This is a genomic window from Mesobacillus sp. (assembly GCF_047739415.1).
Classification (GTDB): domain Bacteria; phylum Bacillota; class Bacilli; order Bacillales; family Cytobacillaceae; genus Mesobacillus.
This window is the reverse complement of sequence record NZ_JBIQOE010000291.1, coordinates 1-22,839: the sequence shown is the minus strand read 5'-3', so window position 1 is coordinate 22,839 and position 22,839 is coordinate 1. Positions and strand designations below refer to the sequence as shown.

The 22,839-nt window shown below is 40.2% G+C and carries 21 protein-coding genes; 11 read left to right on the top strand and 10 right to left on the bottom strand.

Annotated features, from left to right (window positions below; genetic code table 11):
* On the top strand, window positions 1-1,216 hold a 1,216-nt coding region (locus ACH0QE_RS23565), incomplete at its 5' end, for an SPFH domain-containing protein (protein WP_415802881.1).
* Window positions 1,217-1,470: 254 nt separating this feature from the next.
* Here the strand turns inward: ACH0QE_RS23565 and ACH0QE_RS23560 are convergent.
* Both ACH0QE_RS23560 and ACH0QE_RS23555 read right to left on the bottom strand, forming a co-directional pair.
* On the bottom strand, window positions 1,471-4,314 hold the full coding sequence (locus ACH0QE_RS23560) for a hypothetical protein (RefSeq protein ID WP_415802879.1): 2,844 nt from the start codon (window positions 4,312-4,314) through the stop codon (window positions 1,471-1,473).
* Window positions 4,311-5,198, bottom strand: coding sequence for an ABC transporter permease subunit (locus tag ACH0QE_RS23555; protein ID WP_415802877.1), 888 nt, complete (start codon window positions 5,196-5,198; stop codon window positions 4,311-4,313). The genes ACH0QE_RS23560 and ACH0QE_RS23555 overlap by 4 nt, the downstream gene beginning before the upstream one ends.
* A 261-nt stretch (window positions 5,199-5,459) precedes the next feature.
* Here ACH0QE_RS23555 and ACH0QE_RS23550 point away from each other — a divergent pair, with 261 nt between their 5' ends.
* Both ACH0QE_RS23550 and ACH0QE_RS23545 read left to right on the top strand, forming a co-directional pair.
* A complete protein-coding gene (locus ACH0QE_RS23550) occupies window positions 5,460-6,992 on the top strand; it encodes a carboxypeptidase M32 (RefSeq protein ID WP_415802875.1) in 1,533 nt (510 codons plus the stop codon).
* A 25-nt stretch (window positions 6,993-7,017) separates the two neighbouring features.
* Window positions 7,018-7,632: a TetR/AcrR family transcriptional regulator gene (locus ACH0QE_RS23545; protein ID WP_415802873.1), complete on the top strand. Its 615-nt coding sequence runs from the start codon at window positions 7,018-7,020 to the stop codon at window positions 7,630-7,632.
* A gap of 94 nt (window positions 7,633-7,726) precedes the next feature.
* Here ACH0QE_RS23545 and ACH0QE_RS23540 read toward each other — a convergent pair whose 3' ends face one another.
* The gene (locus ACH0QE_RS23540; RefSeq protein ID WP_415802871.1) at window positions 7,727-9,229 is read right to left on the bottom strand and encodes a potassium/proton antiporter; all 1,503 of its coding nucleotides are present in this window, start codon (window positions 9,227-9,229) and stop codon (window positions 7,727-7,729) included.
* A gap of 13 nt (window positions 9,230-9,242) precedes the next feature.
* Window positions 9,243-9,797 carry a tyrosine-type recombinase/integrase gene (locus ACH0QE_RS23535; RefSeq protein WP_415802869.1) on the bottom strand — a complete coding sequence of 185 codons (555 nt, stop codon included), beginning with the start codon at window positions 9,795-9,797 and terminating at the stop codon, window positions 9,243-9,245.
* A 145-nt stretch (window positions 9,798-9,942) separates the two neighbouring features.
* Between ACH0QE_RS23535 and ACH0QE_RS23530 the strand changes: the two genes are divergently transcribed.
* On the top strand, window positions 9,943-10,413 hold the full coding sequence (locus ACH0QE_RS23530) for a hypothetical protein (RefSeq protein WP_415802867.1): 471 nt from the start codon (window positions 9,943-9,945) through the stop codon (window positions 10,411-10,413).
* Between the two features lie 38 nt (window positions 10,414-10,451).
* Here the strand turns inward: ACH0QE_RS23530 and ACH0QE_RS23525 are convergent, their stop codons facing one another.
* Together ACH0QE_RS23525 and ACH0QE_RS23520 are read right to left on the bottom strand one after the other, a co-directional pair.
* The gene (locus ACH0QE_RS23525; protein WP_415802865.1) at window positions 10,452-12,254 is read right to left on the bottom strand and encodes a methyl-accepting chemotaxis protein; all 1,803 of its coding nucleotides are present in this window, start codon (window positions 12,252-12,254) and stop codon (window positions 10,452-10,454) included.
* Between the two features lie 215 nt (window positions 12,255-12,469).
* Complete coding sequence (locus ACH0QE_RS23520) at window positions 12,470-12,601, bottom strand: hypothetical protein (protein WP_415802863.1); 132 nt, start codon at window positions 12,599-12,601, stop codon at window positions 12,470-12,472.
* 286 nt (window positions 12,602-12,887) lie between these two features.
* Here ACH0QE_RS23520 and ACH0QE_RS23515 point away from each other — a divergent pair, with 286 nt between their 5' ends.
* The 4 genes from ACH0QE_RS23515 (at window position 12,888) to ACH0QE_RS23500 (ending at window position 17,014) form a co-directional block, all read left to right on the top strand.
* A complete protein-coding gene (locus ACH0QE_RS23515) occupies window positions 12,888-14,204 on the top strand; it encodes a hemolysin family protein (RefSeq protein WP_415802861.1) in 1,317 nt (438 codons plus the stop codon).
* A gap of 143 nt (window positions 14,205-14,347) precedes the next feature.
* Window positions 14,348-15,331, top strand: a complete 984-nt coding sequence (locus tag ACH0QE_RS23510; protein WP_415802859.1) for a YsnF/AvaK domain-containing protein — start codon at window positions 14,348-14,350, stop codon at window positions 15,329-15,331.
* Between the two features lie 250 nt (window positions 15,332-15,581).
* On the top strand, window positions 15,582-16,292 hold the full coding sequence (locus ACH0QE_RS23505) for a GDSL-type esterase/lipase family protein (protein ID WP_415802856.1): 711 nt from the start codon (window positions 15,582-15,584) through the stop codon (window positions 16,290-16,292).
* Between the two features lie 155 nt (window positions 16,293-16,447).
* Window positions 16,448-17,014 carry a M15 family metallopeptidase gene (locus tag ACH0QE_RS23500; RefSeq protein ID WP_415802854.1) on the top strand — a complete coding sequence of 189 codons (567 nt, stop codon included), beginning with the start codon at window positions 16,448-16,450 and terminating at the stop codon, window positions 17,012-17,014.
* 70 nt (window positions 17,015-17,084) lie between these two features.
* On the opposite strand, the gene ACH0QE_RS23495 is transcribed toward ACH0QE_RS23500, so the two are convergent.
* The 4 genes from ACH0QE_RS23495 to ACH0QE_RS23480 form a co-directional block, all read right to left on the bottom strand.
* On the bottom strand, window positions 17,085-18,314 hold the full coding sequence (locus tag ACH0QE_RS23495) for an NAD(P)/FAD-dependent oxidoreductase (RefSeq protein ID WP_415802852.1): 1,230 nt from the start codon (window positions 18,312-18,314) through the stop codon (window positions 17,085-17,087).
* Window positions 18,315-18,553: 239 nt separating this feature from the next.
* Window positions 18,554-18,973: a pyridoxamine 5'-phosphate oxidase family protein gene (locus ACH0QE_RS23490; protein WP_415802850.1), complete on the bottom strand. Its 420-nt coding sequence runs from the start codon at window positions 18,971-18,973 to the stop codon at window positions 18,554-18,556.
* An 89-nt stretch (window positions 18,974-19,062) separates the two neighbouring features.
* Window positions 19,063-19,254, bottom strand: coding sequence for a hypothetical protein (locus ACH0QE_RS23485; RefSeq protein WP_415802883.1), 192 nt, complete (start codon window positions 19,252-19,254; stop codon window positions 19,063-19,065).
* A gap of 110 nt (window positions 19,255-19,364) precedes the next feature.
* The gene (locus ACH0QE_RS23480) at window positions 19,365-19,493 is read right to left on the bottom strand and encodes a 3-methyladenine DNA glycosylase (RefSeq protein WP_415802849.1); all 129 of its coding nucleotides are present in this window, start codon (window positions 19,491-19,493) and stop codon (window positions 19,365-19,367) included.
* A 228-nt stretch (window positions 19,494-19,721) separates the two neighbouring features.
* Between ACH0QE_RS23480 and ACH0QE_RS23475 the strand changes: the two genes are divergently transcribed.
* From ACH0QE_RS23475 to ACH0QE_RS23465, 3 genes are all read left to right on the top strand, one after another.
* Entirely contained in the window at window positions 19,722-20,450 is a 729-nt protein-coding gene (locus tag ACH0QE_RS23475) for a protein-glutamine gamma-glutamyltransferase (RefSeq protein WP_415802847.1), read from the top strand.
* Window positions 20,451-20,651: 201 nt separating this feature from the next.
* A complete protein-coding gene (locus ACH0QE_RS23470) occupies window positions 20,652-22,124 on the top strand; it encodes a UDP-N-acetylmuramoyl-L-alanyl-D-glutamate--2,6-diaminopimelate ligase (protein WP_415802844.1) in 1,473 nt (490 codons plus the stop codon).
* Window positions 22,125-22,327: 203 nt separating this feature from the next.
* Window positions 22,328-22,627 carry a metal-sulfur cluster assembly factor gene (locus tag ACH0QE_RS23465; RefSeq protein ID WP_023615170.1) on the top strand — a complete coding sequence of 100 codons (300 nt, stop codon included), beginning with the start codon at window positions 22,328-22,330 and terminating at the stop codon, window positions 22,625-22,627.
* The last annotated feature ends 212 nt before the right edge of the window (window positions 22,628-22,839 follow it).

The window sequence follows — 22,839 nt, the reverse complement described above, 5'->3', positions numbered from 1 at the left end:
CATCAGTGAAATCGCAACTGCTGCCGAACAATTCCTTGGCAAGACAAAGGAAGATCGCGAAAATGAAGCAAAGGAAGTATTAGAAGGGCATCTGCGTTCGATTTTAGGATCGATGACTGTAGAAGAAATCTATAAGAATCGTGATAAATTCTCGCAGGAAGTTCAGCGTGTTGCTTCGCAGGACCTTGCAAAAATGGGACTTGTCATTGTGTCATTCACAATCAAGGATGTACGTGATAAAAATGGGTACCTTGATTCCCTTGGTAAGCCTCGTATTGCCCAGGTAAAACGAGATGCTGATATCGCAACAGCTGACGCGGAAAAAGAAACACGCATCAAGAAAGCGGAAGCAGATAAAGAAGCGAAGAAGGCTGAATTTGAACGCGCAACTGAAATAGCCGAAGCCGAAAAAATCAATGGTTTAAAAATGGCGGAATTCCGTCGTGAACAGGATATCGCCAAGGCTCGTGCCGACCAGGCATACGATCTGGAAAATGCACGGGCTCAGCAAGAAGTAACAGAGCAGGAAATGCAGGTTAAGATCATCGAGCGTCAAAAGCAAATCGAGCTCGAGGAAAAAGAAATCCTGCGACGCGAACGCCAATATGATTCCGAGGTCAAGAAAAAAGCTGATGCAGACCGCTACTCTGTTGAGCAATCCGCAGCTGCTGACAAAGCCAAGCAAATTGCTGAAGCTGATGCAAATAAATATCGCATTGAAGCAATGGCACGTGCCGAAGCAGAGAGAATCCGCATGGACGGACTTGCAAAAGCTGAAGCAGAGCGGGCACAGGGTGAAACGGAAGCTGAAATCATCCGCCTGAAGGGTATCGCGGAAGCAGAGGCGAAAGAAAAGATTGCCGAAGCGTTCGAACAGTTCGGCCAGGCCGCTATTCTCGATATGATCGTGAAAATGCTTCCTGAATACGCGAAGCAGGTTGCAGCGCCACTTGGAAACATCGATAAGATTACCGTTGTCGACACAGGCGGCAGTGACGCCAATGGCGGAGCAAACAAGGTAACCGGCTATGCAACTAATCTTATGTCAACGCTGCAGGAATCACTAAAAGCAACATCTGGTATTGATGTAAAAGAGTTGATCGAGAATTTCTCAGGCAAAGCCAATGTAAGACACAGTATCGATGCATTGACAGACGAAATTCGCGAAAACAAGGCTGATAACAGGATTGAAGCTGTGATAAAGCAGGAAGAATAGAAGGAAAACCCGTCTGGACACCGATTCCAGGCGGGTTTTTATTGAGTAAGTGCTTTTAGAAAGCGAAAAAATCCCTCTTTTAGCGAGAATGTAATTTTATATAGCGAAAAAGCATTTTTTATAGCGACTTTTTCAATTATATAGCGGAAATAAAATTAATATAGCGAATTGGAAAAAATCGCGCGTTTTTTCCAGTTGCAGTACAAATAAAAGAGCCTGAGCTCACTACCAATGAAGCTCAGGCGAAAACCAAACTATTCTTTTACTTCAGGTTTCAGCCATCCCTTGAAATATCCTTTTGCCTGAGGATGGCCTGCCTTTTCAAAGATTGTGATGACATCGTGTCCAGATGCATTTTTGTTTGTGTACTCGTTGACATATGTCTTCAGAGCTTTATTCACTTTACCGGCTTTGACTAAATAGTCCAGCTCAGCGAACATATTGTAACCATGTAAATTCATCATAACGATATAGTCATTGATGTTTTTAAAATCACTTAATGGGCTGCTTAAATATTGGCCTTCTTTTTGGATTCTTGCGATTTCTTCCTGCTGTTTTAGTTGCTCTTCAGCGGAGCTTTTAGGCATGTAGCCTTTATCGCCCATATAAGTTTTTAATGAATAGCTCACGAGACTTTCATTTACCCACGGTTCTTTATATCCCTGGCTTCCAACTAATCCTGACAGCCATTGGCGGATCACACCGTCTGTCATGCTGAGTGAAGTATAGCTGTTATCTGAAAAATTGTAACCAGCAGTGAAGATCATTCCCTGGTAAGCCATTTGTGGATTGCCTTCCCCTGTTCGGATAATATCCAGTTCCTTATAGGGCAATGATGAATCGTAAAACTCCTCAAAATAATCAATCGATTGGCCAGCACCCATTGCATTCCTGTTTGCGGTCTGCTGTTTGTCAGTGGAAGGACGATACCATACATTCACAAGCGTTTCATTCTGGGTCATGAATCTTTCAGCTTGATAATATTGTTTATCCAATAGAACGACTGAAAAATCACGGACATTATTCAGGGTGACGTGATATTTCTGATTTTCTCCTGTGTTTTCAATACTTGCATTAACTTCTTCTGCGTTCGAAAGAATCTCGTATTTAGCAGGGGCATTAATAGTGACATCATAGTCAGCTGTTTCACTATAAAAAGGAGATCCAATAGGTGAATACGGATCCAGATTCCAGCCGTTTTTATCATATACAGCCTGTATTGGCAGGAAACTGCCAAGCCAGACTGCAGCATAATCATAGCTTGCATTGCTGTAATTCGAAGGCAACTGGAAGTTGAATTGAATGTCAATTTCTGAATAGGCCTTGTCTTTCCACTGATTCATTTTAATTTCTAGAATAGTTCCATCAACTTTAAAATCAGCTTTTTGTTTATTCACTTTGATTTCTTCAATCTCAATCCAGCCTGGTGTCGGTGAAGGGCCTCTGACGAATTCCCATTCCGGCCCATCAATCGGTTCCTTAAACTGGTTAGGGTACAGGTGGAAATAGATTTTATCCTGTTCGGCACCGGTAGTATTAGTAGTTGCAACATGCAGTGTTCCCTGCAATGTCGAATCAGCATCCAGATAAGTCAGGTCGGCCTTATATTTGACCGACTCGTGCTCTGTGTTGGTAAAGCTGTAACTAAATAAGTCCTTAGCCTCTTTCGGTTCAGTTGATGCACCAACACTATTTTCCTCTTTTTTCGTTTTTTCATCTGCGAAAAACTCTGCATACGAAAATACACCAGCCCATAGCACGAAGGATACCGTCAATAATGCGGTAAAAGCTGGCTTAGGGTATTCTGAAATATGTTCAGAAGCCCTGATAGCAAGCTTATCAATGAACCCGTAAACCTTATAGCGGAGCAAAAACCCGCGGGCCATCCTGAGTTTTTCACGGATAACGTCACTAATATATTTCTTCTTTTCAAACTCCGCCTCAGGCTGCTCTTGCACGCCAACTATTACAAAATTTCTTGGGAGGCTGGTATCTTCTTTAGCGGCAGACGTTCTAGCCATTTGTTTAACCGGCACAATACCTTCGATATGGTCCTCGACCCCTTTTTTCATCCAATTCACGATAATGGCGATAAAGGCAATGATCAGGATCGGACTGTAGGCCATCCATGGGGCTCTTCTGATCAGCCAGAAGTTTTGGCCAGCCATTCCCGCTAGTTCGTTGGTGATTGTTCTATAGATCAGCCGTGGTGTATCAGTCAAAGGAGTCGGATGCGGGCCGCCTAAATACAATGAAAAGATCCCCAGGAACGTCAGCAGCTGTAATACTGATAAAATTTGCTGAGTGGTCAATAACAGCAGATGAGATTTGATATTGGGCCATACATGCTTTTTCAAGGTGTGAAACTTGCTTCCACCCATTAATGTTGAACTTAGCACATAAGGCTGCTTCTCAATTTCATCAATCATATCAAGCATGTAATAAAAAACGCTTGGAAGACCGACCAGCAGCAAAATAATCAATTGATATTCCAAAATGACCTTTGCTGAGTATCCGATTGGTGATGCTGCCACTGGAAGCATCAGGATAATCCCGACAAGCAATTGAGGGATATACCTGAATGGCCAAAAGAATGCAGTAAAATACCGTTTAAAGCTAGGGTAGAATAGGGTTGTCACAAGTGTCAGTATTGTTCCAAGCAAAAGCCGGCCAATTGTGATAGCCAATACAGCACCGAGAGTATACTTAACTCCAACGAGAACAAGATTAACCATGCTTCGTGCTCCCAAATCTGTTCCGAGCGGAAAGGTGAGCGAAGGAGGAGCAGGCGGAGCCGCGATAAATTTCCCATCCTCATCGAAAATCAGCGGCTCATTGCTCTCAGGCATCAATTCTGTATTCCAGCTGATCAGGAACAATGTAACAAGTATCGCTGAACCAACCAGCATATTCCGATGTCTATGGTTATTGATATAGGTAGTTATTTTCATTATCATTTTCAGAAAATGAAACAATCCCCTTTTTGCTTTTTGGGGACTTAGTTCTTTTGACTCCCTGACAAGCCAGGATAGGCCATCACTTACTTTAGTGGAAATCGACGATAACACAGACTGGAAACTATCCCTAATCCTTCTCATATATCCATCCCCCGGATGCTTCCGAACTTTTTACCGATCAAAGAAACGAATCTCTCTACAAGAATGACAGGAATCATGAAAACTCCTACATAAAAGAAAATGCTCACTGGGGAAGAACTTTGAATCTGCAGTAGTTTATTAAGTTCCTGAATGTACCCATCAAGAACAAACATGTGCTCAACGAGTACCATGTTTGTTAAAACCATAAAAATGATGGTTCTGAAATGGATTGAAACCACAGGTACGATATTCCTGGTTAAATGCGAGAAAAGCAGATGCAGCCTAGATAACCCTTTTGCCTGGCCAAGTAGAATATAATGTTTTTCAAACTCTTCTTCCATCACTTTTATCAAGTATTGAGCAAAAAACAAGGATGGAAGGAGCGAATTGATGATCATGGGGAAGATGATTGGTTCGTTGCCTGCCAGTCCATACATAGTGACAAGGCGGATTTGGAACTCCCTGTAGAGCATGAACAAAAACATTTGTATCATGAAAATAACCAGCAAATCCGGGATTCCTTCAAAGAAGTTCAGGACATTCTTCACTCTTAAACGGTATTTATATGGAAGATTCATAAATAAATAGGCGATCACGCTTCCTATGAAAATAGTGAACAACAGACTTGCGAAAATTAGTTCAAGAGAATATGTATAGCGATCGATGACTGTTTCCTGATACCAGATATCTAATACTTTCCAGCTGTCAGGCTTGAAAAATTGAATCGCTGTCGCTTCAATTGCTTTAATGAAGGCCAGCAATTTGAAGCCTAGATGGTCACTCCCAGATACACGGTAGTCAAAAAGCCTGGGAAATGCCATAAAAAATAAAAGACCCGCGATGGAGGTCAAAAGTAAAAGTAGGTATTGTATAAATTTTTTCATATACTCTCCTTTGGGAAATTTTTCTTTAAGTTTTGACGTAGATAAGTTATGAAAGGTTGCAAGTTTTTAGAAATATTTTTTAATAATTTTGTGATAATTGAAAAAACATTGTAATATGAATTATAATAAACCGACTGGATAGTTTATTTAGACTCTTTCACGAAAATACAAAGGTATCCGGTAGTCCTTTTAAGTGAAAACGCCTGCTAAGCTTTTTTGACTGTATTAATCCAAACAAATAAAGAAAAAGGGGGAAGTGACATGGAACAAAAGGTATTAAATCAATCAATCATGTCTGCGCTCGAAAGGTTCAATGAAATCGATGAAAAGATTTCGCATTTTAATAGTATTTTAGGTTTGCTGAGCTGGGACCAAAAAGTTATTTCACCGAAAAAGGGACGCGCTCTTTTTGCCAATGCAAATGGGACACTTAGAACAGAAGCGTTCAAACTGACTGTTTCTGAGGAAATGGGCGAGGTGCTCAACATGCTCTCGACACCAGAAGCAGAGGAGTACCTTGATGAGGCGGCGAAAGCTAAGGTCCGTGAACGCCTTAAATTTTATAACCGTTCAAAGAGTATTCCAGCTGAAATGATTAAAGATTTCTCTGTGCTTACATCAAGGGCAAATGATGCCTGGGAAGAGGCAAGAGAAAATAATGACTTTGAAAAATACCTTCCATATCTTGAGAAGATCGTAGAATTCAAAAGGAAAGCTGTTGAAATTTACGGTTATGAGAAGCATCCATATGATGCGCTCCTGGATGAATTTGAGCCCGGCCTGACAGTAGAAAAGCTCGATCCATTGTTTGTTAAATTAAGAGAATCAAGCGCTGATTTGCTTAAAAGAATTCAAGAGGCTTCTTACAAGCCATCAGTTGAAATATTTGAACAACCTTATTCAGTAGAGAAGCAAAAAGAGTTCAATCGTTATATCTTGCCGCTGATAGGCTTCGATATGGAAGCAGGCAGGATGGATGAAACCGTCCACCCATTTGCGCAACCGGTAAATACCGGTGATGTGAGGATTACGACCAGATATCTTGAAAATAATGTCCGCTCTGCTATTTTCGGAACAATTCATGAAGCTGGGCATGGTATTTATGAACAAAATATCAATCCTCAATACCAGGATACCGTTCTTCAGGAAGGAGCTTCTTTTGGAATCCATGAATCGCAGTCACGTTTCCTTGAAAACATGGTAGGACGCAGCGAGGAATTTTGGAAGTATTTCTATCCGAAGCTGCAGGAACATTTTCCAGAACAACTTGGGAATGTGGAATTGGATGATTTCTATCGTGCCACGAATGCAGTCCAGCCATCTTTCATCAGAGTTGAGGCTGATGAGCTAACGTATAATCTTCATATCATGGTTCGCTATGAAATTGAGAAGGCATTGATTGCCGGCGAAATAGAGGCGAAGGATCTGCCAGGAATCTGGAACGCAAAAATGAATGACTATCTTGGCATTACACCATCCACTGACAGTGAAGGAGTGCTCCAGGATATTCACTGGTCGTTCGGAGGGCTTGGCTACTTCCCGTCATATTCTCTTGGAAATCTGTATGCGGCCCAAATTCTGAACAAGATCAAGAAAGATTTACCGGATTTCTATGAGAGTATCGAGCAGGGGAATTTTTCAGTGATTCAAGATTGGTTAAGAAAGAACATCCATCAGTATGGCATGCTATATAAACCTAATGAACTGATTGTAAAAGCCACCGGTGAAGAACTGAATGCAGATTATCTGGTTCAGTACCTGGAAGAAAAGTATAGCAAAGTATACAAACTATAATTCAACAAAAAATGAGGTAATTCATATGACGCCAATTGTTTCAGAGGAATATAAGGAAAAGAAGCGTCAGGAAATACTACAGAGCGCTCATGTTTGTTTTGCCGAGAAGGGTTTTGAAGCATCGACTGTTGATGATATTGTCGCTCGTTCTGGCCTGAGCAAAGGGGCAATCTATAATTACTTCAAAAGTAAGGATGAAATCTATCTTGCCCTGATGGAAGGGCAGACGAATAACTCGGGAAATAAATTTTCAAAAGCGATAGCTGTACGAAAGACAGCACTGGATAAGCTAAACTACCTGATTGAAGCCTACCTGACTAATGATCCGAATGAAGAAGAGAACAAAGGGCATGCAATTGTCCATTATGAGTTTAGGTTGTATTCAACGCGAAATCCGAAGTTGAAAGAAGTGTTGACTGAACGATATAAAGATTTCTTTGTTTCATTGCTGATAGGAATCATTAAAGAAGGGCAAACAGCAGGTGAATTCAAGAAAGATCTTGATCCTGTGACATATGCGGATATCTTCTGGGCTATGATCAATGGAGCTACATTGCAGGCAACTATACTTGAAAATTATCAATATAAACTTATATTAAAAGAAATGCAAAATATGTTCTTGGAAAAATTAAAGTTATAAATGATTAAAACCAGTGAGGAGGCTCCTCACTGGTTTTATTTTGTTTCGCCATGTTCAGGTGCTGAAATCAATGGAGTTGACGAAAACAGTTATATTACTTCAACTCTAGTGCATCTTGTGAATATAATGATTTTTCCTTTAGTAGTTTCTTCAGTTTCGGCTTGTTTTTTCGCCCGGACAGAATGTAAAGGAAGTCTCCAGCCATGATGACTGTATTCCCGGTAGGTGCAATCAGTTTGCCATTGCGAATGATCGCATTCACCAGTGTTCCTTCTGGCAACGGGATCTCCATCAAGGTTTTTCCGACAATTGCACTATCGCTTTCCATTTCATATTCAATCATCTCAGCATCTGCTTTTCCGAGTGAAATCAGCTCAAGCGACTGCATCGGTATCGTTTTCTTAGGACCATTCAATCCCAGCTTATTGGCCAGCATCGGTATGGTAGCTCCCTGAATCAGTGCACTCGTTAGTACTACGAAGAAGACAACATTGAAAATCTGATGGCTATCTTCAATACCTGCCAGTAAAGGGAAGGTAGCGAGAATAATAGGGACGGCGCCTTTCAATCCCGCCCAGGAAAGGAAAATTCGCTCTTTTTGGGTATACTTCATTTTAATCGTTGAGATGAACACCGCAACTGGTCTTGCTACCAAAATCAGAATCAATGAAACCAGAATCCCTTGAATTAAAATGGCAGGAGTAAAAAGTTCTGATGGAAATACAAGGAGTCCAAGGATGACAAACATAAGAATTTGCATCATCCAGGCAAATCCCTCAGAAAAACGAAAAATTGAATGTCGGTAGGCAATTTCCGCATTACCAATGATAATGGCTGCAATATATACAGCCAAAAGCCCGCTGCCGTTTAGGAATGCTGTAATGCCATACGTCAGCAATGCAAAAGCGGTCGCAAATACAGGATAAAGTCCGCTGGAATCCAGATTGATGGAATTCAGTGCTTTTACAGCTATCTTTCCGAATATGATACCCAGTATTAAACCCAGCCCCATCTGTAAAATGAAATCACCGACCAAGGACAGGAAACTTGTATCTGGAATGGTAATCAATTCGATCATGGCGACTGTTAAAAACACTGCCATCGGATCATTTGAACCCGATTCTGCTTCAAGAGTTGAGCCAAGTTTTGGAGATATATTATGGTCTTTCAGGACTGCGAAGACCGCTGCGGCATCAGTTGAACCAACTATCGCACCAAATAAAATGGATTCAAGCCAATCAAGCCCCAGAATCATTTTAGCCGCCGCCGCAACTATTCCCGAGGTTATTAAAACCCCGATAGTCGCCAATGATAAAGAAGGGACGATCACGGGCCTGACATCCTTCCAATTTGTCTGCAGGCCGCCTTCAAACAAAATGATGATGAGCGCAATTACCCCGATCTTTTGTGTCAATGATGCATTGTCAAAATAGACGATACCCAGGACATCACTGCCCATGACCATGCCAACCAATATAAATAGGATGAGGGAGGGAACGCCTAACCTTGTTGAAAATCTCGTAGTCAAAACCCCGACAATGAATAAAAAAGCTAAAAGCAGGATGAATGAGTCCGTACTGATACTATGTTCAGGCAATAAAAACTCCCCTTTATAAATTGATGTTTATTTTAACCGGGACTGTTTCCTGGTCTACTCCAATAAAATGCTTTGTTTCTGATGGCGAGGCATGCTGCAGTCTTTTTTGGATAAGTGAAATTGCAATTCCTTGGGAATAGGCATGATAGCCAAATGTTTTCCTGAGAGTGGTCATACCTACCGGTTCATCAATTCCGGCATTTTTGGCTGCGGCATTGATAATTCTGTATGCTTGTTGTCTTGTAATTGGATTAGCAGTTTTTCTGGACCTAAAAAGATAGTCTGTATCCATAATAGAATTTTCATTTACATATTTTTTTAGGGACCGCCTAATAGTGGCATTTAAGTAAACAGGAGGATTGCAATAGGGAGGAATGGAAAGGAAGTCTGCAATTTCTTTATCCTTACCGCATACATCGTGGACTCGCAGGCTAAGTAATTCCTGAAGTTTGATGCCAGTATTGATACCAAGCAAAAATAAACAATAATCCCTGGTCGAATGATTTTCGAGGAATTTTTTCATAATCATAATTTTCTTTTTGGATTTAATTGCACTTACCGTTTTCATTAAATCACTTCCTTAAGTAACTTAATTATATCTTAAATCAAGTTTTGTAACATACATTATGCTCGATAAAGATTTTTTTGTTAGTCTACTTTCAAATGTTATAATGAACAGAATCTAAAAAATTGTTATTAATCTGGAGGCAATTATGCTGACTTTTGAACAAAAACTTGCGATCATTGAATCATTTCCTCAACTTGAAAGGAAAAATGTCTCTTTAGGCCGTGTTAACTTCCATTTTGCTGAGAGCATATACGACAAGAAAAATGTTGTATATCACCTTCACCCAAATGGGAATGGCTTTGTCTATGCTGAATTTTTAGAAGGCTATGACCTTGACCCTAAAGGTATGGTAAATATCCGCGATTTTACTGAGGGAGAGCTTAAATCGATTATTGAACAGTCAATTGAGTCTCTTTCGGCCAACAGCACCATTGAATCAGCCATCATAGAGGACAATGAAGAGGAACGCTGGATTAATTCAGAAAACCACACATTGATTCTTGTTCATGAAGATGAAATGTGGAATGTGTATGCTGGTTTGAATCTTGATGGTACATTCCTTTCTTACAATGAAGCCAAACAATATCTAGAAGAAGAAGGATTCAGAAGGAGATAAAAAAGGATGCCCACTGTGGCATCCTTTTTCTGTCGATATTAATGTGATGACAGTTTAAAATTCCCTGTCAGTTTTTCTAATTCCGTTGCTGTCCTCTGGAGGATCTTTGTCGTCTCGTTTACATTTTCTGCGATTCTGAGCTGCTCTTGTGTGGACTGGTCTGTCTGTCCTGTGCCTGCGGCAATCTGCTGGGATGCTTGAGAGACAGTATCAAGGGAATTAGTTATTTGTTCAAATGCGATAACCTGCTGTTCAATGGCAGTTGCTATGTTATTGGAGTTGTCTTCGATCTCCAATGTTGTTTCATAGATTTCATTAAGTGTATTTTTTGCCTTAGCAGAAAGGTCTTTATTGTACTGTACAGCTTCTCTCGTTTTTGTGATGTAGTCAACGGCAGTACGAGTGTTCTGGACATTTTCGTTAACGATGGAAATGATAGTGGATGCTGATTTTGCACTTTCCTCAGCAAGCTTCCGTACTTCGTTTGCTACAACAGCAAAGCCTTTTCCGTGTTCTCCAGCCCTTGCAGCTTCAATGGCTGCGTTCAATGCCAATAGGTTTGTCTGATCAGAGATTGTATTGATGATTTTAACGAATTGTGTGATTTTGTCTGATTGTTTTTCAAGCACGGTAATAATGTCAGCCAGCTGGTTTGTATTTTCATCTACAGCTTCAAGTCCTTCAAGCATCTCGTCGATCTTTACGGTTCCTTCTTTGGAAGTAACCGTTGAATTTTTAGCGATGAAGCTTGCCTGCTGAGCAGATGCGTTGATCTCTTCGATACCTGCATTGATTTCTTCCAAAGTAGCCTGCATTTCTTCAATGTTGGCGTTCTGTTCCTGTGTGCTTGCGGCCGCCTGCTGGTTAGCTGATGTCAGTTCCCTGATCGCTTCTACCGAACTAGAGGCTATTTTGGATAACCCAACTGTTTCAATTGAAACTTCCCTTGAACTTGTTTGCACTTGGGAAACGAGGGTTCTAAGGGAGGCTGCCATTGTATTGATACTTTCAGCTAGTGCTCCGATTTCATCTTTTGATTTAACGATGATATCTTCTTGTGACAAGTCACCTTTTGCAATGTTTGCTGTTAAAATCTTGATGTTATTCAATGGTTTGATAAGCCTGGAAACCAGGAAATACATGGCTGCACTTGAGAGGGCCAGGATAATAAGTGAAAGAATCCAAATGCCTGCCACCTCAGCATTAATCTTTTTATTTACCTGAGAAACGTCAAATTCGACTCCATAAAGGGCAATTGTTTTTCCTGCCATATCGGTGATTGGCGCAAAGCCGGTCATTTTTGTGCCATTTTGAGATTGGTATATTTCAGTAGTTGTCCTTTTATTTTCTTTAAAAGCTTCTAGCGCTGCCTGATCAAAATCCTTGCCCCCAGAATAATTTGAACCATATGTTATATCCTTGGACATCATTGCTGAGCTCATTGTTGGGATTGCAAACTTCTCCCCATCCATCGTGATCAAATATAGATTATGTATTAAAGGGTTTTCTTTTAGTATTTGGTCCATTTGTTTCTGCATTGAGGTGACACCTGGATTGTTTTTTGAAGGATTGGCAATGATTGTTTTTGCTTTCCCTGCAGAAACCTGATCCGATAACAAGCTTGAAATTGTATTAAGCTCAGCTTCCATCGAGTCAATGTTGCTAGTCCTGATGGTGTATTGAGCATAGACGGTTGTAGCCAATGCAAGGAGCAGCATTGAGATTATACTTAAAGATACAATCTTTAGTTTTAGGCTCATATTTCTGTTGGAATTTTTTTTGCTTGATTTCTTCTTATTCACTGCTTTTTTTGCAGTTTTCGTCTTCTTCTTGAAAAGCAATATTTCCACTCCCTCTGATCTTCTAGGCGAATTGTTTTTTTGAGAACGATAATAAACCCGGGTATAATTTCATAAGAAAGCTCCTGATTATTGTTCTCATATTATTGTTATTTTCGGCAATATTCAAAATTAGTTAAGGAAAAAAGGACTAATTAGTCGTATATTTTTATTTGCAGAAGCTTCATATATATTTCAGGTAATTAAATATTCTCTTTTTAAAGGGGAGTAGCTGCTACAATAAAGTCCTCATTCACGGGATTAAAGTCTCCATTGGCAACGAGGACGTTGTTTGCAAGACCTTTGCTGTCATGGTAAAGGTCTTCTATGTGATTTTTGGCTTTTACCATGTTGGTAAGGGCCTTTTCCTTTGCTCCCGTAACCTTTGCTGTTTACAATACGACATTGCTGAACCAGCCTTTTATTATTATATTCTTGTCCAGATACCAATAATAAGTGTGGGTTGATTCACGTTTTTCCTTTATTATGCGTTAGCTGTTTAGTATAAGGGTATAATTTAAAAAATGGACAAAAAAATCATGGTGCTGAAGGAATATTCCTTTGATCATCATTCTGTTTTTATGTGGACTAATGTCTTCTAGGAGGTGACTGCCTTACGATTGTAGGGCTTGCCCATTGATTATCACTAATTTGCTATTACTGGTTTTATTAATTGCGTTAACAGGTTTTTTCGTAGCGACAGAGTTTGCCATCGTAAAGGTGAGGAGTTCAAGAATTGACCAGCTCATCGCTGAAGGAAGGCAAGGGGCACAATCCGCAAAGCACGTGGTCACACATCTCGATGAATATCTTTCGGCCTGTCAGCTTGGCATTACAATTACAGCTCTCGGACTGGGTTGGATTGGGGAACCGACGGTTGAAGAGGTGCTCCATCCTGTTTTTGAAAGCTTTCATCTTAATTCGTCATTATCCAGTATTTTATCGTTCGGAATCGCCTTTGCTTCGATCACTTTTTTACATGTAGTAGTTGGGGAACTGGCTCCAAAAACGGTCGCAATCCAAAAAGCGGAAGCAATCACTCTTGCTTTTTCCAAGCCAATAATCTGGTTCTATAAGATTATGTACCCATTCATATGGGTCTTGAACGGTTCTGCCAGGCTTCTTATCGGGCTGTTTGGTTTAAAATCCGCATCTGAGCATGAAATTGCCCATTCTGAGGAAGAGCTCCGCATTCTGTTGTCGGAGAGCTATGAAAGTGGTGAAATCAATCAAAATGAACTGAATTATGTTAATAATATTTTTGAGTTTGATGAGCGAATAGCCAAAGAAATCATGGTGCCCCGGACTGAAATTGTCACCGTTGATATTTCAGATGATATCGAGACAATTATGGATGTGATCCAAAAAGAAAAATACACACGATATCCAGTGATAGATGGCGAGAAGGACAATATAGTAGGGATGATCAATATCAAGGAGATCCTCACTGCTAAATTGACACGTAAGGACCTTCAAAAAGAATCGATCCTGTCATCCTTTATCAAGCCTGTTATCAGAGTAATTGAAACCATTCCAATTCATGATTTGCTCGTCAAAATGCAGAAAGAGCGCATCCATATGGCCATCTTGATTGATGAATATGGCGGAACATCCGGACTAGTGACTGTCGAGGACATTCTTGAGGAGATTGTCGGAGACATCCGTGATGAGTTTGATGTGGACGAAATTGCTGAAATAAGAAAAGTAAAAGAAAACCACTATCTATTCAGCTCAAGAGTATTGATAGATGAAGTGAATGACCTGTTGGGTATCCATATATCAGAAGAAGAAGTAGATACTATAGGCGGATGGTTCATGACGAAGAACATCGATGCCAAAATTGGTGATGAAATAGAAGAACAAGATTATCTTTTCAAGATTATTGAAATTGACGAATATCATATTGCCTATTTAGAGGTTATAAAAATGGGCGAAGACGAAAAGCCGGACTGATGATGCCGGCTTTTTCTTTTGGTCTACAAAGAACGTGGCTAATATTGGCAAGTCCTAGATAGTTTGAATATATGTCCATGCCGGGTAAGAATACACTACCGGGGCAACCGGATGAATCATAAAATGAAATGGAGGAATTTAAAATGGCTAAAAAAGTAGTTGGAGTATATGATAATCAAACAGAACTAATTGAAGCAATTGAAGAATATAAAAACAACGGCTATGCCGTTCAGGATTTCTCAATCATCGGTGATACAAATGATGTTACCACTGCACTTGAAAGCAGAACAGGTGTAACGACTGAAAATATCGGAACTGATACCGACGACCATAGGGAAGGCGGTTTCTGGCAAAGCTTGATGACAGCATTTGACGCAGACAGAAATTTGGGTGGCAATGAGCCTTCCATTTCCGATCGTCTGGTTGGTGTAGGCTTGACAGATGATGCTGCAAGAGAATATGAAGAGGATGTCCGAAATGGACGTATCATTCTTTTAGCTGAAACGACTGGATCTGGACTTGATGTAGAAGAAACAGGCTATGTTACTGATACATCAGTAACAGGAGCTGGTGTACAAGGAAACTACGAAACAGACAACTATGACCGAAACAACCTTGACAGGAATCGTTACAGCAATGAAGAACAAACGCTGAAGTTAAGGGAAGAACAATTGGATGTATCAAAGGAAAGAGTCGAGGCAGGTGAAGTAGAAGTTCACAAGGAAGTAGTCGAAGAGCAGCAAAAGGTAAACATCCCAGTCACACGTGAGGAAGTTTACATTGAAAAACGTGAAGTGAATGAGGCTGCTTCTGGTACGGATGCTACGATTGATGACGATGAAACTATTCGTGTACCGATTATGGAAGAGAAAGTAGAGGTCAGTAAGAAACCGGTTGTTTCTGAAGAGCTTGTGATCGGTAAGCGGGAAGTGACAGATACTGAACAAGTCGTCGAAAGTGTAAAGCGTGAGGAAGCGCATCTTGAAGCTGACGACGATCGTGTTGTAAATGATGCAGATCTTGACCGCGATCGTGATCGCAATTCACTCAAGAACTCATCTGACTTAGACCGTGACGGTTTCGATACTCCGTCAGGTACGTACCGTGACGGTTACAAGAAGAAATAAACATATCCTGGAAAATAAGAAAAGACGCCCAAAAGGCGTCTTTTCTGCGTATTGAGGCGACTGACTGCACGCCACATCGTGCATTTCCATAAAGGAGTGTCTGTCGGCTTACACAATTCAGCTCATCGCTTGATAAATATAACACGTTGAACAAGCATTAGCAATAGGAAATTTCATGAAGGATTCTTCATGTTTCATGGTCCATATATAAAGGGTAAAAAACCAAAAAGAATGAGAGAAGGGGCACATCATGAAGAAAAAAACACTACTAATTTCATCTCTTCTAATAATTATTTTCGTCTTACTGGCTGCATTCAGTATGTTCAACCCTCAAAAAGGGGAAGGGAACAGGCTGGTAATAGCATTCGGAGATTCCCTCACCTATGGTTATGGTGATAAGAAGGGCTCGGGCTATATTGATACACTGCAAACCAAATTGAATAACCAAACCAAAAAGGAGTACAACTTTGATAATGAAGCTATTTATGGTCTCGAATCTTCTGGTATCCTTACACAGCTCTCTGATGTCAGTATTAGAGGGAAGCTTGATGAAGCAGACTATTTTATCCTTTTTATCGGTACCAATGATTTGATCAATAGCAATGGCAGGAATTTAGAAAATCTGAAGCATGGGAAAATAGAGAAAGGGCAGGCAGAGTATTTGCAGAACTTGGATGCGATCCTCAATATTTTGAGTGATAAAAACGAGAAAGCGCCGATCCTCCTGCTGGGACTCTATAATCCCTACCCTGACAGCGCAGCAATCGAAGCGGTAATTAACGATTGGAATAAAGAAATAATAAAAGCTGCTAAAAATAGGAGACAGGTCATTTACATCCCAACCAATGACCTGTTTAAAGGAAAAGATAAGCAACAGTATTTTAGTGATTCGCTTCATTTAAATGATAAAGGATACAAACTGATCGCTGATCGCATTTTAGAAAAATATAGGTTTGAATAGAGTCGCTGTAATTTTGAAGATTGCCTTTGAAAAAGAATGATTGCCTGGCAAAATCTACTGCCAGGTTTTTTTAGTCGTAAAAATTACCATGAAACCAAGAATGGAGGAAATTCGTTATATAATAGATTAAAAGAATAGCTGAAAGGAATTTTAACGTGAAAAAGAAATTTTTTGGGAACGCATCCATCACTTTTTTGCTGATTTTGGTTGCGCTCCTTTTATATTATCAATTCCTCACCAAGCCTGAAATTAATGAAGATGTTCCTTTGCCGCAGGACCTGCATCCAGTTGTCCTGGAGAATAAGGATGTGCTGGTCCAAAAGGCAGCAGAGAGAGGCATAAGGGTCTTGGTGACTGATGGTTTTCGGAGTTTTGAAGAACAGAGCCAGTTATATGAAAAGGGAAGATCAAAAGAAGGCCAAATAGTCACACATGCTAAAGCCGGGGAGTCTTACCATAATTTTGGATTGGCAATCGACTTCGCGTTATTGAATAAACAAGGAAAAGCCCTATGGGACACTAATTATGACGGAAATGGCAATGGAAAATCAGATTGGATGGAGGTAGTAGGCATTGCAAAGGAGCTTGGCTTTACATGGGGAGGAGACTGGAATCGCTTTAAGGATTATCCGCACCTGGAAATGCGATTCGGCCTGACAATAAATGACTTGAAACGCGGGAAGCGTCCTCCGGAAGATGCGTTGACTGCGTCACAAAATTAAGCATCGGAGCCATGAGGCTCCGATGCTTTTTAAGGTTAATAACATTCAAGGTGAAAACATAGCTGAATGATCACTTTTGTTTGGAAATAGCCAACTTTGAATATGGCTTTCCAACCTTTAGGAATTGCTTGATGACCAGTCCCGGTCCTCCGAGAACGAAAAGGTAGCGAGCTTCAATCACCTGCTTCATTAAGGCAGCGAATAAACCGCTGATCTTCAAACCGAAGACTTTTCCGACAGCTGCTTTGTTACCGATTGAAGCGACTGTACCTTTGTGGTGGTATTCGAATGCTTTGAGTTGTTCACCTCTCAAGCTGGCGATTAAATTTGGTCCGCAAACCTCTGCTTGTTGAATGGCCACCTGTGCAGTCGGAGGTAGTGGGTTTCCATCCTCTTTCATGAATAACGCAGCGTCTCCGATACAAAAAACATTTTCCATTCCTTTTACCCGCAAAAACTGATCAATGATGATGCGGCCCTTTGAAATAGGCAAATCCAGTTTTTCAAGGAGGGTATTGCCCCGGACACCTCCCGACCAAATCAATGTCCTTGAAGGAAGTTCTTCGCCGTTGTCCAATGTAATGGAAGTCGGAGAACATTCAAGTATCTTCGTAGAGGTCATAAGCTCTACACCATTCTTTTTAAAATAGCTTTCTGTAAAATCTATAGCCTCTTTATCAAATCCTGGCAGAACGGAGGCAGACGCTTCTATATTGATAATTCTTGTCTCTGACACAGGTATATTATATTTGAGACAAAGCTTTGGCATTGCTTCTATAAGTTCGCCAATCATTTCTATTCCGGTAAAGCCCGCTCCGGCAACAGCAAAAGTCAGTCTGGAAGGGTCAAGGTCCTCAGTATACGCTGCGAACTGCCTGAGCATATGATTGTATATGGCCTTCGTACTCCTGAAACTTTTGATTTTAAAAGCATTTTCTTCAACTCCAGGAATACCGAACGTACTCACATCAAAACCAAGGCCAATCATAAGGTAATCATATTCGATAAATTCGCCAGACTCGAGCTGGACTTTCTTTGAAGTGAAGTCTACACCTTGTACTGTTCCTTTTTTGAATTGTATTTTATCTGCCTTTAGAAGGTCAGGTATATGTAAGGTGATTTTTTCGTCAGAGGCAGTGCCAGCACCTGTCTTATGAAGTTGGGTAGAAATATAGTGATAATCATGTTTATTGATCAAAGTAACTTGAGCTTCACCGTTCTGTAAAGTTTTTTCTAGCTGTCGGCTAGTTATGAGCCCGCCATATCCAGCGCCTAAAATGACTACTTTTGGGGTTTGCATCGTAATTCCTTCTTTCTGGTTGTTTATTGTGAAGAAATTCACATGTCATAGTAAAAAAATAAATTATTTCATGGTAGTTTTAACGAGATAATTTGTGAAAATATTCACAAGTATTATCTACCATTAGATTACGATATTAATATATTTATATCAATACGTATTTAGGATATAAATTCAACAAAAGTTTGACAAATATTCAATAGAGAAGGAGATGGATGAGTTCCATCTCCTGTCAGTAATTATAAATTCATTGTTTCTGGTTCTCCTTTATCGTTCATCAACCGAATGGTTTCTGGTTTTATTTCAAGAATAATGAAATCAGGATCATCAGGGCTCTCAATCCATTTCTCCATCTTCTCATTCCAGAATTTATCCTTAAGGGACTGATCTTCACGGATCGAAGCTTTTCCCTGGACTTCGATATAGGCATCACCCATTCCTTCTCCTTCATATCCAAGAAGGATATGAACATATGGGTTCCTTTCAATTTCTTCCGCTTTATACGTCTCTTTGCTTGTCGGTGTGTATAATGTCAACTCGTCATTGAAAAAGGTCATATAGCGGGAATGCGGCTTATTACCGACTACTGTCGCAAGCGTGCCAACCTTTGATTCACCGAGAACTTGAGTGATTTTTTCTTTTAATCTTTGACTATCCATATAAATGCCTCCTTTTTTGTACTTGTTTTTAATATTCTCTATCTGAGGCTTCATAAACCAAAAAAGCCCTGGAATTCCCAGGGCGGTTATTATAATTCATTGTCAATATCTACATTGTACTTCTTTTCACTTGAGGATGAATCCTTTGAGTGATGGCCATCCTTTTCTTCATGTTTTTCCTGGTTAAGGTCCTCCATCGGAATCGGATCTACAGTCAATTCACTTTTGAATTTGTCATGAAGACTTTTCGTCCTGGTTTCATATTGCTCAGGATTGTCCATGTTTTGAGTATTATCAATTGGTATGTTCTTTTTATTTTCTTTTACCACGATACTCACCTCTCTTTGATTTTAAAAAGGCTGGATCTTTCACTATTTATTCTGGACATGACTTATTTATTGCTATTCGACTCTTCCTGAGGTTTTACCGGATCCCTTTGAGGCTCAATATCCTTGTTGTGTGCCTTTTTCTTTTCCTGTTCAACTGAACCGTCGTTATTATTTTTATTTTCTTCTGTCATGATAAAAGCCTCCTTATCGCTGTGATTATAATAAAAATACCCTTTTATAAGTAATTGAAACAAACAAAGATCGAATATGGGTAAATGCACGATACAGGTTCCTTTCAGACAAGTAAAATAAGATTGAAACCTTTATTTTTTCAAGATCTTGTCCAATGTCTTTTCGGCCATTCACCTTCATATAGTTAGAATGTATGTTTAACTAGCGGAATATGGAGGGGGAGTGTGATGATAATCATCCGGTTTCCAGATTCGGCAAGCGGCCAGATGCTGCAGAATCTGTCTGGGAAACAGAAGGAACTATACGATCAACTAGACAATAGCCTGACGATGTTTGAGTATGACACAACCTTTCAGCTACTTTTTGAAATAAATCTTAGAGAGAATATCGTTGAAGCGGCACTCAAGCTTAAGGATGCTTCAGTAGCCTTTACCTCCTTCAAATACTCAAGATTCAATCCAGTTTACTGGACAAAAGGACCGAGGGGCTATTTGTTGAATCCGAATGTCCAGCCTTCTGACGCAATCAATGATATTTTTGAAAAGGGGCAGGAATACGCTTTCGAATGCTCAACAGCAATGGTGATCATTTTCTATAAAGCTGTTCTGGATTCAATAAGGTTGTCGGATTTCAACTATTTATTCAGGGGGTTGCTCGTGTGGAATTGGAATTATGACCCTGATTTGGCCATCATTACGTTAGAAGGGAATGAGTTTATCCCTGGCGATGTGGTTTATTTCATGAATCCGGATTTTGATAAACCAATTTGGAGAGGAGAAAATGCAGTAGTCCTTGGAAATGGTTTATATTATGGACATGGTATAGGAATAGGTACAGCTGAGGAAATGGTCAAAGCTCTGAATACACTTCGGAAAAAAGAATCAACTACCTCCGCATTTATTCTTCAGCAGCATAGCAGGCTGAATTTTAAATACTTGTCTCAGTTTTCAAAGTGAGACAAGAAAGAATAGTAAAAGACTGGCTAAATTGCCGGTCTTTTTTTCTATTTCCTTTTACTCATTTTTTTTAAAAGAAAATCTTGTATCATTTACGAGGCATAGTTTAGAAATTTGGGGGAATATAAAAAGAGACATATTATATACATTTCTAATTCCGGATGTGGAATTAATAGGCATGTTAAAAAGGGAGTTTTGGAAATGAGATTAACCAAGATGCTTGAAGAACTCGGCGGCAGTTTAAAAAAATACATGAATGATGCAGACCCTGATTTGCATGGAATCCAGATGGATTCACGTAAAGTGAAGCCAGGAGATTTATTTGTTGCGATAACAGGCTTCCAGATAGATGGCCACAAGTTTATTAATGAAGCGATAGACAATGGTGCTGCAGCGGTCATAGGTGAAAATGAACTTGAACTTTCTGTCCCTTATATTCAAGTATTCGACAGCAGACTGGCTCTGGGAAGGGCAGCGAGCGCATTTTATCAACACCCGTCGAGGAAGCATACGGTGATTGGCATAACAGGTACAAATGGGAAAACGACCGTTTCTTACATTTTAAAGCACATCCTAGAGCATGCGGGCAAAAGCTGCTCTCTGCTGGGGACTGTGTCTTATATTATAAATAATGAAGTGTACAAGCCTTCCAATACTACCCCGGATGCTTTGCAAATTCAGGAATTGATTTCAAAAAGCAATGATGAATTTGTTGTTCTTGAGGTTTCATCACATGCCCTGAAGCAATACAGAATTGAGGGTCTTGAGTTGGATTATGGGTTGTTCACGAATTTATCCCATGACCACCTCGATTACCATCCGACAATTGAAGATTACTTCGAGGCAAAAACATTGATGTATAATTACATGAAAAAAGAGGGTTCGGCTGTTGTCAGCAGGTTGGGAGAGTGGGGTGACAGGCTGGCCAGTATTTTAAAAGCTAAAGAAATTCCGGTATATTCAATTGGTTATGATGACATCCACGATTTGAAAATTGAGGACATTAAATTGAATGGAGAAAGCAGGTTTGACATCCAAATGGGAGGAATCACATACCCATTGACTTTTCCATCCCCTGGTCTACACAATGTTTATAATGCTGCAATGGCCTTCTTGACAGCCGTAAAAATCGGAATCAGTCCTGATGTGATTACTGAGGCGCTAAAATCTTTCCCAGGCGTGCCTGGAAGGTTCGAGATGATCTCTCATCCAGAAGGCGCTACTTTCATCGTCGATTATGCACATACTAAGGATGCGATTGAATACTGTCTGCAAGCAGCACAAGAACATGAGGCAGTTAAGGTAAAACATATCTTTGGCTTCCGTGGAGAACGGGACAAGTCAAAAAGAGAGCATATGGTCAAAGCGTCGGCCGCAATGAGTGATGAATTCACCTTGACCTTCGATGACCTGAACGGAATATCCGAAGAAGAGATGGCCAATGAATTAAAGGAACTGAACGAACGATTTGGCATGAACAAAGGAAGAGTCATTACAGACAGGACCTTGGCGATCAGAGAGGCATGGGAAAACGCCCGGAGAGGGGAGTGGATCCTTATCACTGGTAAAGGACCTGAAGAGTATCAGTCAATGTATGAACTTCCTACAACGACAGATAAAGAAACACTGTTATATTTACAAAAACAGCAGAAAAAGGAAAGGGTAATAGGTTGAATGTAAAGCAGGCTGTATAATGACAAGCAGCCTGCTTTTTTCAGGGGAATTAAACCCTCTGGAGTAAACTGACACAAATTATCCTTCTAATAATGACAAAAATATGAAATGTGAACTGCGTCACTCCAATATTTTCACGGCATCTCTTATGATATAAGTAAGCAAGATAATTGACCTGACTAATATGGGAGGAGGTACTCAATATGGATAAAAAAGAAATTTATAAAATGCTTGAAGAAATAGAAGAGCCAATGCTTGGAGTCGATATTGTGAACCTTGGTCTCGTTTATGAAGTCTGTGTCAAGGATGATAAAGATGTCGAAATCGTTATGACTACAAGGAATGAAGATTGCATGCTTGCTGATTATATTGCCCTCTCCGCCCGTGAACACCTGGCTGGACAGATGGGTAACCTCGAGCATATAGATATCAAGATGGTCTCAGCACCAAAATGGACACAAGACAGGATGTCCAAGTACGCCAAATATTTACTGGACCTGTAATTACCATCTAAAATAACCTAATAAGGTTGCGACTTCGCAATCTTTTTTTATAGTTAAGGAAACTATAAAATTTTTGAGTTGTGGATAACTTCATGAAGTCTTCTTAATCCAGCTCCAGCGCCTAGCCCCTCGAGACGCTTCGGTCCGCACAATGAAGTCAAAGAACGACTTCACCGGTCGGCCCTCCAGCGCTTGTCGGGGCTGAACGAGGC

Coding starts and splice junctions, on each gene's coding strand:
- ACH0QE_RS23495 (WP_415802852.1), bottom strand. CDS start 18,314: ATGCAAACCCCAAAAGTAGTCATTTTAGGCGCTGGATATGGCGGGCTC.
- ACH0QE_RS23465 (WP_023615170.1), top strand. CDS start 22,328: ATGGATAAAAAAGAAATTTATAAAATGCTTGAAGAAATAGAAGAGCCA.
- ACH0QE_RS23520 (WP_415802863.1), bottom strand. CDS start 12,601: ATGGTAAAAGCCAAAAATCACATAGAAGACCTTTACCATGACAGCAAA.
- ACH0QE_RS23505 (WP_415802856.1), top strand. CDS start 15,582: ATGAAGAAAAAAACACTACTAATTTCATCTCTTCTAATAATTATTTTC.
- ACH0QE_RS23545 (WP_415802873.1), top strand. CDS start 7,018: ATGACGCCAATTGTTTCAGAGGAATATAAGGAAAAGAAGCGTCAGGAA.
- ACH0QE_RS23535 (WP_415802869.1), bottom strand. CDS start 9,797: ATGAAAACGGTAAGTGCAATTAAATCCAAAAAGAAAATTATGATTATG.
- ACH0QE_RS23510 (WP_415802859.1), top strand. CDS start 14,348: ATGGCTAAAAAAGTAGTTGGAGTATATGATAATCAAACAGAACTAATT.
- ACH0QE_RS23555 (WP_415802877.1), bottom strand. CDS start 5,198: ATGAAAAAATTTATACAATACCTACTTTTACTTTTGACCTCCATCGCG.
- ACH0QE_RS23485 (WP_415802883.1), bottom strand. CDS start 19,254: ATGGACAATCCTGAGCAATATGAAACCAGGACGAAAAGTCTTCATGAC.
- ACH0QE_RS23490 (WP_415802850.1), bottom strand. CDS start 18,973: ATGGATAGTCAAAGATTAAAAGAAAAAATCACTCAAGTTCTCGGTGAA.
- ACH0QE_RS23530 (WP_415802867.1), top strand. CDS start 9,943: ATGCTGACTTTTGAACAAAAACTTGCGATCATTGAATCATTTCCTCAA.
- ACH0QE_RS23475 (WP_415802847.1), top strand. CDS start 19,722: ATGATAATCATCCGGTTTCCAGATTCGGCAAGCGGCCAGATGCTGCAG.
- ACH0QE_RS23560 (WP_415802879.1), bottom strand. CDS start 4,314: ATGAGAAGGATTAGGGATAGTTTCCAGTCTGTGTTATCGTCGATTTCC.
- ACH0QE_RS23550 (WP_415802875.1), top strand. CDS start 5,460: ATGGAACAAAAGGTATTAAATCAATCAATCATGTCTGCGCTCGAAAGG.
- ACH0QE_RS23470 (WP_415802844.1), top strand. CDS start 20,652: ATGAGATTAACCAAGATGCTTGAAGAACTCGGCGGCAGTTTAAAAAAA.
- ACH0QE_RS23480 (WP_415802849.1), bottom strand. CDS start 19,493: ATGACAGAAGAAAATAAAAATAATAACGACGGTTCAGTTGAACAGGAA.